This window comes from Desulfovibrio sp. ZJ746 (assembly GCF_011039155.1).
Taxonomy (GTDB): Bacteria; Desulfobacterota; Desulfovibrionia; order Desulfovibrionales; family Desulfovibrionaceae; genus Desulfovibrio.
This window is the reverse complement of the sequence record NZ_JAAKEK010000001.1, coordinates 643,352-656,971: the sequence shown is the minus strand read 5'-3', so window position 1 is coordinate 656,971 and position 13,620 is coordinate 643,352. Positions and strand designations below refer to the sequence as shown.

General features: G+C 67.3%; 10 protein-coding genes. 5 read left to right on the top strand and 5 right to left on the bottom strand.

The genetic code is table 11. From position 1 onward, the window contains the following. Positions 1 to 117 precede the first annotated feature (117 nt). Genes G7Y54_RS02985 through G7Y54_RS02970 form a run of 4 tightly spaced genes read left to right on the top strand, consistent with a single transcriptional unit; the run spans position 118 to position 5,330 of the window. The gene (locus tag G7Y54_RS02985) at positions 118 to 891 is read left to right on the top strand and encodes a methyltransferase domain-containing protein (protein WP_165077097.1); all 774 of its coding nucleotides are present in this window, start codon (positions 118 to 120) and stop codon (positions 889 to 891) included. Continuing rightward, the gene (locus G7Y54_RS02980; RefSeq protein WP_165077095.1) at positions 888 to 2,651 is read left to right on the top strand and encodes a YcaO-like family protein; all 1,764 of its coding nucleotides are present in this window, start codon (positions 888 to 890) and stop codon (positions 2,649 to 2,651) included. The genes G7Y54_RS02985 and G7Y54_RS02980 overlap by 4 nt, the downstream gene beginning before the upstream one ends. Then, positions 2,638 to 3,948: a cyanophycin synthetase gene (locus G7Y54_RS02975; RefSeq protein ID WP_165077083.1), complete on the top strand. Its 1,311-nt coding sequence runs from the start codon at positions 2,638 to 2,640 to the stop codon at positions 3,946 to 3,948. Before G7Y54_RS02980 ends, G7Y54_RS02975 begins: the two co-directional genes overlap by 14 nt. Beyond that, a complete protein-coding gene (locus G7Y54_RS02970; RefSeq protein ID WP_165077081.1) occupies positions 3,945 to 5,330 on the top strand; it encodes an aminopeptidase in 1,386 nt (461 codons plus the stop codon). Before G7Y54_RS02975 ends, G7Y54_RS02970 begins: the two co-directional genes overlap by 4 nt. Here G7Y54_RS02970 and G7Y54_RS02965 read toward each other — a convergent pair. The 5 genes from G7Y54_RS02965 to G7Y54_RS02945 form a co-directional block, all read right to left on the bottom strand. After that, on the bottom strand, positions 5,306 to 5,941 hold the full coding sequence (locus G7Y54_RS02965) for a translation initiation factor IF-2 (RefSeq protein WP_206214876.1): 636 nt from the start codon (positions 5,939 to 5,941) through the stop codon (positions 5,306 to 5,308). The genes G7Y54_RS02970 and G7Y54_RS02965 overlap by 25 nt on opposite strands. Before the next feature lie 70 nt (positions 5,942 to 6,011). Beyond that, on the bottom strand, positions 6,012 to 8,351 hold the full coding sequence (locus G7Y54_RS02960; RefSeq protein ID WP_165077078.1) for a hydratase: 2,340 nt from the start codon (positions 8,349 to 8,351) through the stop codon (positions 6,012 to 6,014). Between the two features lie 36 nt (positions 8,352 to 8,387). Then, entirely contained in the window at positions 8,388 to 9,035 is a 648-nt protein-coding gene (locus G7Y54_RS02955) for a LysE family transporter (RefSeq protein ID WP_165077076.1), read from the bottom strand. A gap of 33 nt (positions 9,036 to 9,068) precedes the next feature. Further along, positions 9,069 to 10,208 (bottom strand): NADP-dependent isocitrate dehydrogenase, encoded by a 1,140-nt coding sequence (gene icd, locus G7Y54_RS02950; protein ID WP_165077074.1) that lies wholly within the window; start codon positions 10,206 to 10,208, stop codon positions 9,069 to 9,071. Positions 10,209 to 10,244: 36 nt separating this feature from the next. Then, on the bottom strand, positions 10,245 to 12,089 hold the full coding sequence (locus G7Y54_RS02945; RefSeq protein ID WP_165080168.1) for a histone-lysine N-methyltransferase: 1,845 nt from the start codon (positions 12,087 to 12,089) through the stop codon (positions 10,245 to 10,247). 224 nt (positions 12,090 to 12,313) lie between these two features. Here G7Y54_RS02945 and G7Y54_RS02940 point away from each other — a divergent pair, with 224 nt between their 5' ends. Then, entirely contained in the window at positions 12,314 to 13,579 is a 1,266-nt protein-coding gene (locus G7Y54_RS02940; RefSeq protein WP_165077070.1) for an O-acetylhomoserine aminocarboxypropyltransferase/cysteine synthase family protein, read from the top strand. Positions 13,580 to 13,620: the final 41 nt, after the last annotated feature.

The window sequence follows — 13,620 nt, the reverse complement described above, 5'->3', positions numbered from 1 at the left end:
GCTGCCGGAAGCATGCGTCCTTGCGGCACCATTGGCAAGGCATTGATTTACGGCCCTGTCCGCTGTAGGCTCCTGCCCCGACGGCCCTGCGCGGGCCCAAAACCCCAAGGAAAGCCCATGCCCAGCGCTCCCCATACTGTCACCGCCCAAGAGACGGCGCCCTCCTCCGCTCCATCCTCGCAAAACGAGCTCGACGGCCTGCTCGCCGACATCCGCAAGACCTTTGACGCCGACTTTGAGCCCCTTGAGGTGGACGACGGCACGCTGGACGTGCTCACCGTACGCGACATGCCCCGGCATCTGGATAATCTGCTGCGGCGCGGCGCCATCCATGACCCCATGCGCGATTTGCCGCTCTGGGCCAAGGTGTGGCCCGGCTCCTTCGTGCTCGGACGCTTCCTCCGCACCCAGGAGCCGGAGGGCAAGCGCCTGCTGGAGATCGGCGCGGGCTGCGCCATTTGCAGCATGGTGGCCGCGCGCTACGGATTTTCGCATATCGTGGCCAGCGACAATGTGGCCGACGCCCTCGCCTTTGCCCGGGCCAACGTGCTGAAAAACCATCTGGAAGACCGCATCGAGGTGCGCCATCTGGATGTCACCACGCCAGGGCAGGATGCGCGCTTTCCCGGGGGCTTCGACATCATCGCCGCTTCCGAGCTGCTTTATCTTGATGACCTGCACCGGCCGCTCCTGAAATTTCTCGAGCGCCACCTGGCCGCCGGCGGCAAGGCCCTGTTCTGCACGGACCTCGCCCGCGCCAAGCCCCGTTTCGCCAAGCTGGCGGCCAAGTCATTCAACGTGCAGGAGGGCAAGATCGGTGTGAAAAGCCGTGACGAAGACGGCGTGGAGCAGCGGCGCATCTACACTATCTGCATCCTGGAGCGGCCATGAAGACGCCGGCCATCCTTCTCGCCGCCTGCCCCAAAGGGTATACGCGCGACCTCGACAAGGCCGTGAGCCCGGCTGTCACCGTGGAACGCGTGCGCGCGAGCCTCGCGCGGGCCGGGTTGGACGTGGTTGCGGGCGCGCGCCGGGTGGACGTGGGGCGCCTCGGCATCCCTGTCTACCTCGGCATTTGCGGCAGCGACGCGCGCGCGGTGATGCCCACCCGCAAGCAGATGGGCAAGGGCTCGTCGGAGGAGCAGGCGCTGGCCTCGGCGCTCATGGAAGTGATGGAGCGCTTTGCCTTTTTCAGCTTCTGGGAGCGCCCGCGCGAGACCTTCAGCGGCACATGGAGCGAGGCCGAGGCACGCTTCGGGGCCGCCCTGCTGCCGCTGGAGGAGGTGCTGCTTTCCGTGGGCGACAAAATGCCCGTCGAGCGCGCAAGGCGCATCATGGACCTCACTGCCTGGGAATTCCACCCGGCAACGCACCTCGCCAGCGGCCGCACGGTCTGGCTGCCGCTCGACTGGTTCCGCATGCTTGGGGAATTCAACGGCTCCTCCGCCGGCAACAGCGTGGAGGAATCCCTGCTCCAGGGCCTCTCCGAACTGGTGGAACGCCATGTGTGCTGCATTGCCGACCGTGAGCGCCCCACCCTGCCGACCATCGACCCCGCCAGCTGTGAAGACCCGACCCTGCGCGGCCTTCTGGACGCCTTCACCCGAGAGGGCATCCGGCTCGTGCTCAAGGATCTGTCGCTCGGCATGCCGCTCCCCACCGTGGGGGCGCTCGCGTGGGACCCTGCCACCTTTCCCGAACGCTCGGAAATCGTGTTCACGGCGGGCACGGCCTCCTCGCCGGCCAAGGCCACCATCCGCGCCGTCACCGAAGTGGCGCAGCTTGGGGGCGATTTCTGCACTGGCGCCTGTTACGAGGCTTCGGGCCTCCCCAAGTTCACGCAGCTTGCGCAGGCGGAATGGCTGCTCGCGGGGCCGGCCATCCCCCTGGAGAGCCTGCCCTCGGTGGAGGCGCCGGACATCCGCGACGAACTGCTCGCCGCCATTGACGGCCTCAAGCCCCTTGAGGTTTATGCGGTGGCGACCACGCATCCGGCCCTCGGCATCCCCGCGCATTATACCATCGTTCCCGGCCTCCAGTTCCGCGAGCGCGACACGAACCAGGGCCTCGGCCTTTTCGTGGGCCGCAAGCTCGCGGAGACCTGCGATGCGGAAACGGCTTCCCGCGGGCTCGTGGCCCTCGCCGAGCTCTCGCCGGGGGCGCACTACCTGCCCTTTTTTCAGGGCATGCTGGCCCTGCGCCGGGAAGAGCCGGAACAGGCGCGCGACCTTTTCCTCGCCGCGCTGCCTTTGCAGCCCGATGCCGAGGCAGCCGGGCTTGCCGCCTTCTATGCCGCCCATGCGGGAACCCTGCGCGGGCGCTGGGCCGAGGCGGTGCCCCTGCTCGAACAGGCGGTGAGCCTCTGCCCCGAGATGAAGGAATACGGCAACCTGCTCGGCGTAGCGCTCTACAAGACCGGGCGCTATGCGGAAGCGGCCGAAGCCTTCAAAGCCGTGCTCAAGCTGGACAAGGGCTCGGCCATGGACCGCGCCAATTTGGGCATTTGTTACAAGTTCCTGGGCAGGCCGCAGGACGCGCGGCGCGAACTCACTGCCGCGCTGGAACTCGACCCCACGCTGGACTTTGCCCGCGCCCACCTGTCGGAACTGGAGGCCGGGGCCGCTGGCGGAGAAGACGATGCCCTTTCGTAGTTATCAGGGCGTCCGCCAGCATCTGGACGCTCTCGGCATGTTCCATATGGAGCTCGGCCTTGAGCGCATGCGGCGCGTGCTCGCGGCGCTCGGGCTGGAGCGGCCGCCCTTCGCGGTCGTGCAGGTGCTGGGCACCAACGGCAAGGGTTCCACTTCCGCCTTTTTGGCCAGCCTCTGCGCCGCGCACGGCTGCCGCACCGGGCTCTATACCTCGCCGCATTTCGTTTTCCCGGAAGAGCGTATCCGCGTAGACGGGCGCCCCGTCCCCGGCAAGCTGTGGGCCGCACCGGCGAGTGCCGTCCTCGAAGCCTGCGGGGGGGAGCACCTCACCTATTTTGAATTTCTCACCGTGCTAGCGCTCCTCCTCTTCCGGGAGGCCGGGGTGGACGTGGCCACCATGGAGGCCGGCCTCGGCGGACGCAATGACGCCACCACCGCCATTGCCGCCGATGTGCTCTGCTTCACGCCCATCGCCATGGATCACGCGGCCGTGCTGGGGCCCACTCTTGCGCATATCGCCGGCGACAAGGCGGCGGCCGTGCGCAGCGCGGCCCCGGTGTGCACGGCGGAGCAGTTCCCGCTGGCGGCAGAAACCCTGCGGGCTGCCGCAAACGCCACGGATGCCCCCCTGACTGGAGCGTCACCCCTCCCCAAAGACTGGCTGCCGCGCCTCGGCCTCGCCGGCGCGCACCAGTTGGGCAACGCCGCGCTGGCGCTCACGGCCTGGGGGCGCGTCGCCCCGCTGCTCGGCTGTCGCTCGGACGATGCCGAAGCCCAGGCGCTGGGGCTGGCCCGCGCCTTCCTGCCCGGGCGGCTCCAGCTCCTCCCGCGCACGGCGGAGCATCCCGCGCTCCTGCTGGACGGCGCGCACAATCCGCACGGCATGCAGGCCCTGTTGCGGGCGCTTGATGGTGAAGGGGGCGCCCCGGGCCTCATGGCAACCCCGCCGGCGGCCATTATCTTTTCCTGCCTTGGCGACAAGGACTGGCGCAGCTCGGCCGGGATGCTTCGGCGCCGCTTCCCGCACGTGCCCGTCTTTATCCCGGCCCTGGAGAATCCGCGCGCCGCTGAGCCAGCCGAAGTGGCCGCCTTCCTTGCCGCCCTCTCCCCCGCGCCTGCCGTTGCGCTGGATGGCCCGGATGCGCTTGGGCGGGCGCTCGCCGCGGCAGGCGGTGCCGCTCCAGCGAGCGATGCCGTCACGCTCATGACCGGTTCGCTCTACCTGCTGGCCGAATTTTTTGGCCGCTATCCCGGCTATCTCGATCCACCTTCTTCCTCACGGGAGTCACAGCCATGAAAAACGAACTCGCCTACACCCCCCCCAACGCCTTGGAGCGTTATGCCGACGCCCGCAAGGACGTGCAGGCGCTCGCCGGGCGCTATCTCGACTTCATCAGCAATTGCAAGACCGAGCGCGAGACCGTCGCCTATGTGCAGAGGCGCCTTGCCGAAGCGGGCTATGGGGAGGATTTCGGCGCGGCCCGCGCCATGCGGCCCCTGCGGGGCAAGGCGCTCTTTGCGGCGCGGCGCGGAACAGCGCCCCTCAAGGACGGCCTCGCCCTCATCGCCGCCCATGCGGACAGCCCGCGGCTCGATTTCAAGCAGCACCCGCTGGTGGAGCAGCCGGGCGTGGTGCAGGCGAAAACGCACTATTACGGCGGCATCCGCAAATACCAGTGGCTCGCGAGGCCCCTGGCGCTCCACGGCGTCGTCATCCGGGAGAACGGCGAGCGCGTGGACGTGAGCATCGGCGAAAAGCCGGGGGAACCCGTCTTCTGCATCGCCGACCTCCTGCCCCACCTCGCGCAGAAACAGGCCGGGCAGAAGCTCAGCGAGGCTTTCGAGGCGGAAAAGCTGAACATCATCCTCGGCCATGCGCCGGACGGCCCCAAGCCCTCCCGCCGAGCCAAAAAGGATGACAAGGACGACAGCCTCAAGGACGCGCTCCTCAGGCTGCTGCACAAAAAATACGGCATCAGCGAAGAAGACCTCATCACGGCCGAACTTCAGGCCGTGCCCGCGGGGGCTGCCCGCTTCGTGGGCTTTGACCGGGCGCTGCTCGGGGGCTATGGGCAGGATGACCGGATCTGCGTGTTCGCGGCGCTCGAGGCCCTGCTCACCGCGGACGCGGCTGCCCCGGGGCCCATGGCGGTGATGTTCTGGGACAAGGAGGAGATCGGCTCGGACGGCGCCACGGGCGCGGCCTCCCGCTTTTTCCAGTATTGCGTGGAGGATCTCGCGGCGGCTTGGGCGCCCGGCACTTCGGCCTCGCATGTGCTGCTCAATAGCCGCGCGCTCTCGGCCGATGTGCAGGCCGCCCTCGACCCGGATTTTCAGGAGGTGCACGAAAAGCAGAACGCCGCGCTCATCGGGCACGGCCCCTGCTTTTCCAAGTTCACGGGTTCGCGGGGCAAGTATGGGGCGAGCGAGGCGGACGCCGAATTTTTCGGCGAGCTGCGCGGCATCCTCAATGGCCGCAACATCCCGTGGCAGGCGGCGGAGCTTGGCAAGGTGGATCTGGGCGGCGGCGGCACCGTGGCGCTTTTCCTGGCGGCCTACGGCATGCGCGTCATCGACCTTGGGCCCGCGCTCCTCTCCATGCACAGCCCCTTTGAGCTTGCGAGCGCCGCGGACCTTTACGCCACGGTGGAGGCCTACCGCGCCTTTTTTGAAGCCTGAGCGGGCAAGCCCCTGGCGGATGCGGCGAGGCCCGTGCGCCGCTTCCGCCCCCCAGGCGCGGCCGTGTGCGGGGCCGGCCTCGGCGCGCGCCGCTGGGCTTGCGTGCCCGGCTCCAGCCGGCGCGCAAGGTGGGGCGGCTCCGGGGCAAGCTCACCCTCCGTCCGCAGGTGGGCGTCCAGGCTGCGCATGACGGCGGCCGCGTCCGCATGCTGCTCCTCATGGCCCGGGCCGCTCAAAAGCCAGCGCGGGCGCCCGTGGAGCACTTTTTGCCGGGATTTTAGGCCAATCTCGCGCATGGCGAGCTCAAGCCGCCATGTCCCTTTCGGCGTGTGCAAAAGGATGGTCCGGCCGGCCGTTTCCATGCGGTAGCCCGGGGGCGAATCCGCCAGGCGCAACAGGTCTTCCACGGCCGCGCGCATGAGGGCCATGTGCTCGTCCGCCGCGACCTGCTTCTGCTCTTCCTCGAGCTTGTGTTCCCCGTCGCGGATACGCGCGAGAAACTTGCCCCGGTCATCGTCCAGGGTGCTCATGCCGCGCCGCATGATGCGGAAACAGAAAACGAGCCCCGCCAGCATCACGGCCCCGGCGATGACCCACCACATGAGACTCATGTGCCGGCTCCTGAAAGGCGACGCCCCCGGGCGGCAGCACTGCGCCCGGGGCCGCACAAATCATGGGCGCCTAGATGCCCTTTGACCGGGCATAGTGGTTGATGAGGCTGCCGTCGAGGAGTATCTGGCGCTCATTTTCCGTCAGGCCGCGCAGGGAAAGAGCCACCTGCTCTGCCCAAGGCTTCTTGCCGGCCTCCACCCCGGTATGCACCAGCGCCGCCAGGATGGTCGACCTGCCCGCCGCGATGGCGGCGCGCACATCGGGCACCATGAGCCAGTCGCCGGGCTTGAGGTCGCGCGCAAGCTCCTTTTCCACCAGGAAAGGCAGGATGCCCCAGTTGATGAGGTTGGAGCGGTAGCGCTTGGTGGCGTATTCCACGGCGAGGTTCGCCCAGCCGCCGAGCACCTTCTGCGAGGAGGCCGCCTGCTCGCGCGCCGACCCGTCGCCGGGCTTGAACGCGAAGACAAGTGAGCCGATGCCCACCTGCCTGAGCGGATGCGGGTCCGCCAGCATGGAGGCCACGGCGGGCTGCTCCGAGCAGATGTCAATCAGGCCGCGCACCTTGGCCAGCACCTCGGCGTCGTCGGGGTTGGCGAGCCGCTTCTTCTCCAGGGACTGCGCCGCCTTGGCGCGCCCCACATAGCCCGGATCCTTGCGGGAAAGCGTGAACTCCGCGAGCTTTTGCGGGTTGGAGCGCAGGGAGGACGTTTCACCCGAGGGGATAAGCTCGTCCGTGGTGGTCACGGGGTCGGTGATGACGCTCGCCACCTCGAGCACCAGATGTTCCGGCAGCGGCGTGAGCTCGGGCCAGTCGGCGATATTGGGGCCGAAGACGAGCTCCATCTGCGGGTCGGGATGGCCGAAACCGTTGTACACGCGACGCTGGTAGACCTCGGGGTTAAAGTGGTACTTGAGGTCTACCTTGAGGTCAGGCGAGCTCCAGTCGAGCGAGGTGGCCGGCGTGAGACGGCCGGCATTGGCCGCGGTGGCGGCGATGGAGCGCGCGTCCATGAGGGCAACGGCCGCGATCTGCCCTTCGCCCGGCTTGGAGCCTTCGCGGTTGGGGAAGTTGCGCGTGGTGTGGCGCAGCGAGAGGCCGCCGTGGGCCGGCGTGTCGCCCGCGCCGAAGCAGGGCCCGCAGAAGGCCGTCTTGACGTTGGCGCCGAGCGTCATGAGCCTTTCTGTCGCGCCGTTGTTCACCAGCGCCACGGCCTGCGGCACGCTCGCCGGATAGACGGAGAACGTGAAGTGCGGGTTGGGCTCCTTCCAGGTGCCGAGGATGGCTGAAGCGAGGCTGATATTTTCAAAGGTGCCCCCAGCGCAGCCGGCGATGATGCCTTGGTCGGCCACGATGGCCCCGGTGCGGATCTTGTCGCGCAGCTTGAGGCCCTTGCCCGCGTCCCCGAAGAGGCGCACGGCCTCCTCTTCCACGTCGCCCAAAAGCTCCTCGGCATGGGCGGTCACTTCGGCGATGGTGTGCACGTTGCTCGGGTGGAAGGGCAAGGCGATCATGGGCTCCACCGCCGCAAGGTCGATGCGCACGAGGCCGTCATAACAGGCCGGCCCTTCAAGGCGCAGCTCCTTGAAGTCGTTGGCGCGCCCGTGCAGGGTGAGCCAGTCGCGCACCTTGGCGTCCGTGGGCCAGATGGACGAGAGACAGGCCGTTTCCGTGGTCATCACGTCCACGCCGCAGCGGAAGTCGACGGAAAGAGCGCCCACGCCCGGGCCCATGAACTCGAGCACCTTGTTCTTGACGAAGCCGTCCTTGAACACGGCGCCGATGAGCGCGAGCGCCACGTCCTGCGGGCCCACGCCGGGGGCGGGCTCGCCCTCGAGCCACACGGCCACCACTTCGGGCTCGGCCACGTCCCACGTTTTGCCGAGTAGCTGTTTGACGAGCTCGGGCCCGCCCTCGCCCACGCCCATGACGCCGAGAGCGCCATAGCGGGTGTGGCTGTCCGAGCCAAGGATCATGCCGCCGCAGCTCGTCATCATCTCGCGCATGTACTGGTGGATGACCGCGAGATGCGGGGGCACGAAGATGCCGCCGTACTTCTTGGCGGCGGCAAGGCCGAAGAGATGGTCATCCTCATTGATGGTGCCGCCGACGGCACAGAGGCTGTTGTGGCAGTTGGTGAGCACATAGGGCAGCGGGAATTCCTTGAGGCCCGAGGCGCGGGCGGTCTGGATGATGCCCACATAGGTGATGTCGTGCGAGGCGAGCGCGTCAAAATGCACGTGCACCTGGCCGTCCTTTGGCGCGTCCTTGGCCTGGTGGGCGGCGAGGATGCGCGCGGCCAGCGTGTTGCGGGCGGCCTTGCCAAGGTCGACGCCCTTGGCCTGGGCCTCGGCGGCGCTTTGGAGCTGCCCCTCGTTGATGACGGTTTTTTCTGCGGAAAGGGTGATCATGATGGGCGCTCCTTTTCTTGGGGTGGAGATCGTTGGCTAGTCGTTCCCTGCAAGGGCCAGCCTGAGGCCGAAACCGAGAAAGATGGCGCCGGTCACGCGGTGGAGCCAGCGCTGGAAGCGCGGAGCAGCGAACACCCGGCGCACGCGGCCGAGGATTTGCGCGAGAAAGAGATACCAGACAAGGCACTCAACGGCGGTAATAACGCCCATCTCCAGCAGCTGCGGCTCTGCCGGCGCAACCGGGGAAATAAATTGCGGCAACAGAGTGAGAAAGTAGAGGATGGCCTTGGGATTGAGCGCATTGGTCAAAAAACCCTGTCGGAACGCGCGCCGCAACGGGGCCTGCTGCCCTCGCGCTACCACTGCCTCTTGCTCCCCTCTGGCTTCAATGGGCTGCGCCTTTTGCCGGAAGGACTGGACGCCCAGCCAGAAGAGGTAGGCCGCGCCGGCATACCTGAGCAGCTGAAACAGCGTGGCCGAGGCCGCGATGACGGCAGAGATGCCGGCAATGGCACACGCCGTGTGCACGGTGATGCCGAGCGCCACGCCGCAGGCCGCCGCCCTGCCCGGCCCCGCGCCCTCCAGCAGGGCCACGCGGCTCACGAGCGCGAAGTCCGGCCCGGGCAGCATGACGAGGAGCGCCATGGCCGGAACAAAGAGGAGCAGGTTTTCCAGCGGCAGCATAGCCTCCCCTTTGTGACAAACTTCAAGTGACGCTTAAAGATTCTCGCCGATGATCTCGCCGAATTCCTTGCAGCCCACCACGCGGCTCCCCGGAACCTGGGCCGCAAGATCCTCGGTGACGGCCTTGCCGGCGATGGCCTTGGCCACGGCCGAACGGATACGGTCCGCCGCGGCGGGCACGCCCAGATGCTCCATGAGCAGTGCCCCGCACAGGATGATGCTCCCGGGATTGGCCCTGTCCTTGCCGGCGATGGCCGGGGCGGTGCCGTGCGTGGCTTCGAAAAAGGCCAGCGAGTCTGACATGTTGACGCCCGGCGCGAGCCCGAGGCCGCCCACCTGCGCGGCCAGCGCGTCCGAAATATAGTCGCCGTTCAGGTTGGGCGTGGCGAGCACGCTGTAGGCCTCGGGCCGGAGCAGGGCCTCCTGGAACATGGCGTCGGCGATGCGGTCCTTGACCACCAGGCGCCCGGGGACCGGGTCTTTTTCGGTGCAGGTCTGGTTCCCAAACTCTTCCGCCGCCACATCATAGCCCCACTGGCGGAAGGCGCCTTCCGTGAACTTCATGATATTGCCCTTGTGGACGAGGGTCAGGCTCGGGCGCCCGTTCTCCAGCGCGTAGCGCAGGGCGCGGCGCACGAGGCGCTTGGAGCCGGACTCGGTCATGGGCTTGATGCCGATGGCCGCCACTTCGGCCACGCGCGTCACGCCGAGCTCGTCGCGCAAAAATTCCGCCAGCTTGCGCGCCTCGGGCGTGCCCGCGGCGAACTCAACGCCGGCATAGACATCTTCGGTGTTCTCCCGAAAGATGACCATGTCCACGCGCTCCGGGTGCTTGACCGGCGTTTCCAGCCCCGGGATATGGCGCACCGGGCGGATGCAGGCATAGAGGTCGAGCCCCTGCCGCAGGGCCACGTTGAGGCTGCGGATGCCCGTGCCCACGGGCGTGCCGAGAGGGCCCTTCATGGCGATGTCGGCCCCGCGCAGGGCAGTGAGCGTGGCCTCGGGGAGCGGCGTACCCTCCGCTTCGCGGGCCTTTTCGCCGGCGAGCAGTTCCTGCCAGTCGAGCCGCATATCCGATTCCGCGGCCAGCGCCTCGTCGATGACCGGCCGCGCCGCGCGCCAGATTTCCGGCCCGATGCCGTCGCCCTCGATCCAGTAGATGGTCTTGCGCATGAAAATCCTTCTCCGGGGCCCGCGGCCCATTGGGAATTATTCTGCGGCGTCCTCGCCGTCCTCGCCTTCAACCGCCTCGCGCCTGAGGGCGCGCGCCCGCTTGAGCAACTGCTCAAGCTGGATGTCGCCGCTCACCACGCCCACAATGCGGTCATTCTCGTCCGTCACCGCGCAGGAGACCGTGATGACGAGCTTCGACGTGAAGTGCGACTGGTACACGTCCATGATATGCAAATCGCCCGTCTGCATGGGCATCCTGAACCACTCGCGGCCGGAAAAGTCATAGCCCGGGTGGAGCGAGGCATAGTTGGCGGCGTATTCTGAATCCGCAATGGCCGAGCAGCACATGCGCCCCTCGTCGTCGGTGAGGCAGCAGAACTGGATGAAGGGATATTCGGCCACAAAGGCGTCCAGCGCGGCGCAGGCCTCGGCGTCCAGCCGGCAGAGCGCCGGGCTCGCCGCCAGCCGGAGGATGAGGTTGGCCGCGAGCTCGCCGGCGAGCTTCTTCATGCGGTCGAATTCGCTCGCAAAGAGCTCGGGCATGTGCTGCTGGACGAGCGATTCCATCTCCTCGTGCGAAAGGCTCGTGGTGCGGCCGCTGTCGGCATAGAGCGCCATGATGGCGTCGTAGATTTTGCCCACGGCCGGGTGCTTCTTGGAGACCTGCTGTTCCTTGGGGAGGCCAAGGCTTGTGTTGATCCAGTAGGCGACGCCCGCCCGGCCCGTCTTGTCGGTGACGATGATGGGCACCGGGCGCCCGAGCAGGCGCTTCGTATCGAAAATATTATAGATCTCCTCGTTCTTGGCGAGGCCGTCCGCATGCACGCCGGCGCTGGTGGCGTTGAAGTCGCGCCCCACAAAGGGATAGTTGGGCGGGATGCGGTAATCGAGCTCGCGCTCGAAAAATTCCGCCACTTCGCTGAGCACCGTGGTGTCCGCCGCGGCGTCGTCGCCCGTGAGGGAGATGTATTCCACAAGCAACGCCTCCAGCGGGGTGTTGCCCGTGCGCTCGCCGAAGCCGAAGAGCGTGCTGTTGACCGCGCCGCAGCCGTAGAGCCACGCGGTGACGCCATTGGCGAGCGCCATGTGGAAGTCGTTGTGGCCGTGCCACTCGAGCCACTCCCCGGGCACGCCGGCCTCGTCGGTGAAGGCGCGCACGATGCGCTGCACCGAGCGCGGGAGCGCCGCCCCCGGCCACGGCACGCCATAGCCCATGGTATCGCAGAGGCGGATCTTGACGGGCATGCCGCTTTGCCGCGAAAGCTCCATGAGGCGCTGCGCGAGCGGCAGGCAGAAGCCGTAAATGTCCGCGCGCGTCACGTCCTCGAAGTGGCAGCGCGGGATGATGCCCCAGTCCAGGGCCTGGGCGGCGAGGTCGGTATACATGTCCATGGCCTGCTGGCGCGTCTTCCCGAGCTTGAGGAAGATGTGGTAGTCCGAAACGCTGGTCAGCATGCCGGTTTCGTCAAATTCCATGTCGCGCGCGAGCTTGAGGTCTTCGCGGTTGGCGCGTATCCACGCCGTCACCCGCGGGAAGCGGTAGCCGCGCGCGCGGCACACCTCCACGCACTTGCGGTCGCGCGGGGAATAGAGAAAAAACTCCGAGGCCGCGATGAGGCCGGTCTTGCCGCCGAGGCGGTGGAGAAAATCGAACATCCGTGCCACCTGTCGCACCGTATAGGGGGGGCGCGCCTGCTGGCCGTCGCGGAAGGTGGTGTCGGTGATGCGCATCTGCGCGGCCGGGCGCGGCGAAAGCAGCACCTCGTCAAAGGAGGTCCGGCAGATGCTCGTGTAAGGGAAAAGTTCCCGGAAGAGGCGTGGCTCGGCCGTATCCTGGAGCGAAAGCGCCCGGTCGCCGCCCGTGTGGTGGATGATGCTCATGAAGGTTTCCTGCGCGTTGCCGCCTTATGGCGGTGCTGTTTCGGAAGCCCTGATTTATATCCCGTTCGGCCCGTGCCGTCCAGCGTTGCGTCCGCGGCATTTCCGCGTATCATGGCTGCTTGCCAGGGAGGATGCATTGCGCTATTTTTCACAAATACTGCGCGAGCGGGGGGCTCTTCCCTGCCCCAAACGCCGCCTCTTCCCTCGAGCCCAGGAGAACAGCCATGAAAGAAGCCACCAAGTGCCTCCATGCGGGCTACAGCCCGAAAAACGGCGAGCCCCGCGTGGTGCCCATCGTCCAGAGCACGACCTACGTCTACGATTCCACTGCCGAGGTGGCCCGGCTTTTCGACCTTGAGCAAGCGGGCTTCTTTTATTCCCGCATCGGCAACCCCACCGTTGACGCCGTGGAGCAGAAGATCGCCGCGCTCGAGGGCGGCGTTGGCGCGCTCTGCACCTCATCCGGGCAGGCGGCGGTCATGCTCGCGGCGCTCAATCTCGCGCGCGCGGGCGACCACATCGTCAGCGCGACCAATGTCTACGGCGGCACCTTCAACCTCTTTAACACCATCTTCCGGCGCTTCGGCATCGAAACCACCTTTGTGGACCAGGGCGCCACGGATGAGGAGCTTGCCGCCGCCTTCCGGCCCAACACGCGCTTCGTCTATGGCGAGACCATCGCCAACCCGGCCCTGAGCGTGCTGGATATCGAGCGCTTCGCGAGGCTCGCGCACGAACGCGGCCTGCCGCTTCTCGTGGACAATACCTTCGCGACGCCCATCCTCTGCCGCCCCTTCGAGTTCGGCGCGGATGTGGTCATCCACTCCACCACTAAGTACATGGACGGTCACGCCGTGCAGCTCGGCGGCGTTATCGTGGACAGCGGCAATTTTGACTGGCGAAACGGCAACTTCCCGGAATTTACCGAGCCGGACGCCTCCTACCACGGCCTCGTCTATGCCGATGCCTTCGGGCCGGCGGCCTACATCGCCAAGGCGCGCGTGCAGCTCATGCGTGACCTCGGCTGCTGCCAGAGCGCGCAGGGGGCCTTTTATACCAATCTCGGGCTTGAGACACTGCCCCTGCGCATGCAGAAGCACTCGGAAAACGCCGAGGCAGCCGCGCGCTGGCTGGAAGGCCAGGACAAGGTGGAATGGGTGCGCTATCCGGGCCTCACGTGGGACCCGTATGCCAAGCTCGCCGCCAGGTACCTCCCCCACGGATGCAGCGGCGTTGTCTCCTTCTCGTTCAGGGGTGGGCGGGAGGCCGGGGCGCGCTTCATCGACGCGCTCGAGCTCATCTCGCTGGAGACCCATGTGGCGGACATCCGCACGTCGGTGCTCCACCCGGCCACCTCCACGCACCGGCAGCTTTCGGACGAGCAACTGGCGGCCGCCGGCATCACGCCGGGCACGGTGCGCCTCTCGGTGGGCCTTGAAGCCTGGGACGACATCCGCACGGACCTTGAACGCGGCATGGACGCCGCCTGACATGCCTGGGCCGGCCGCGAACCCCCAGGGGCTCAACTCTC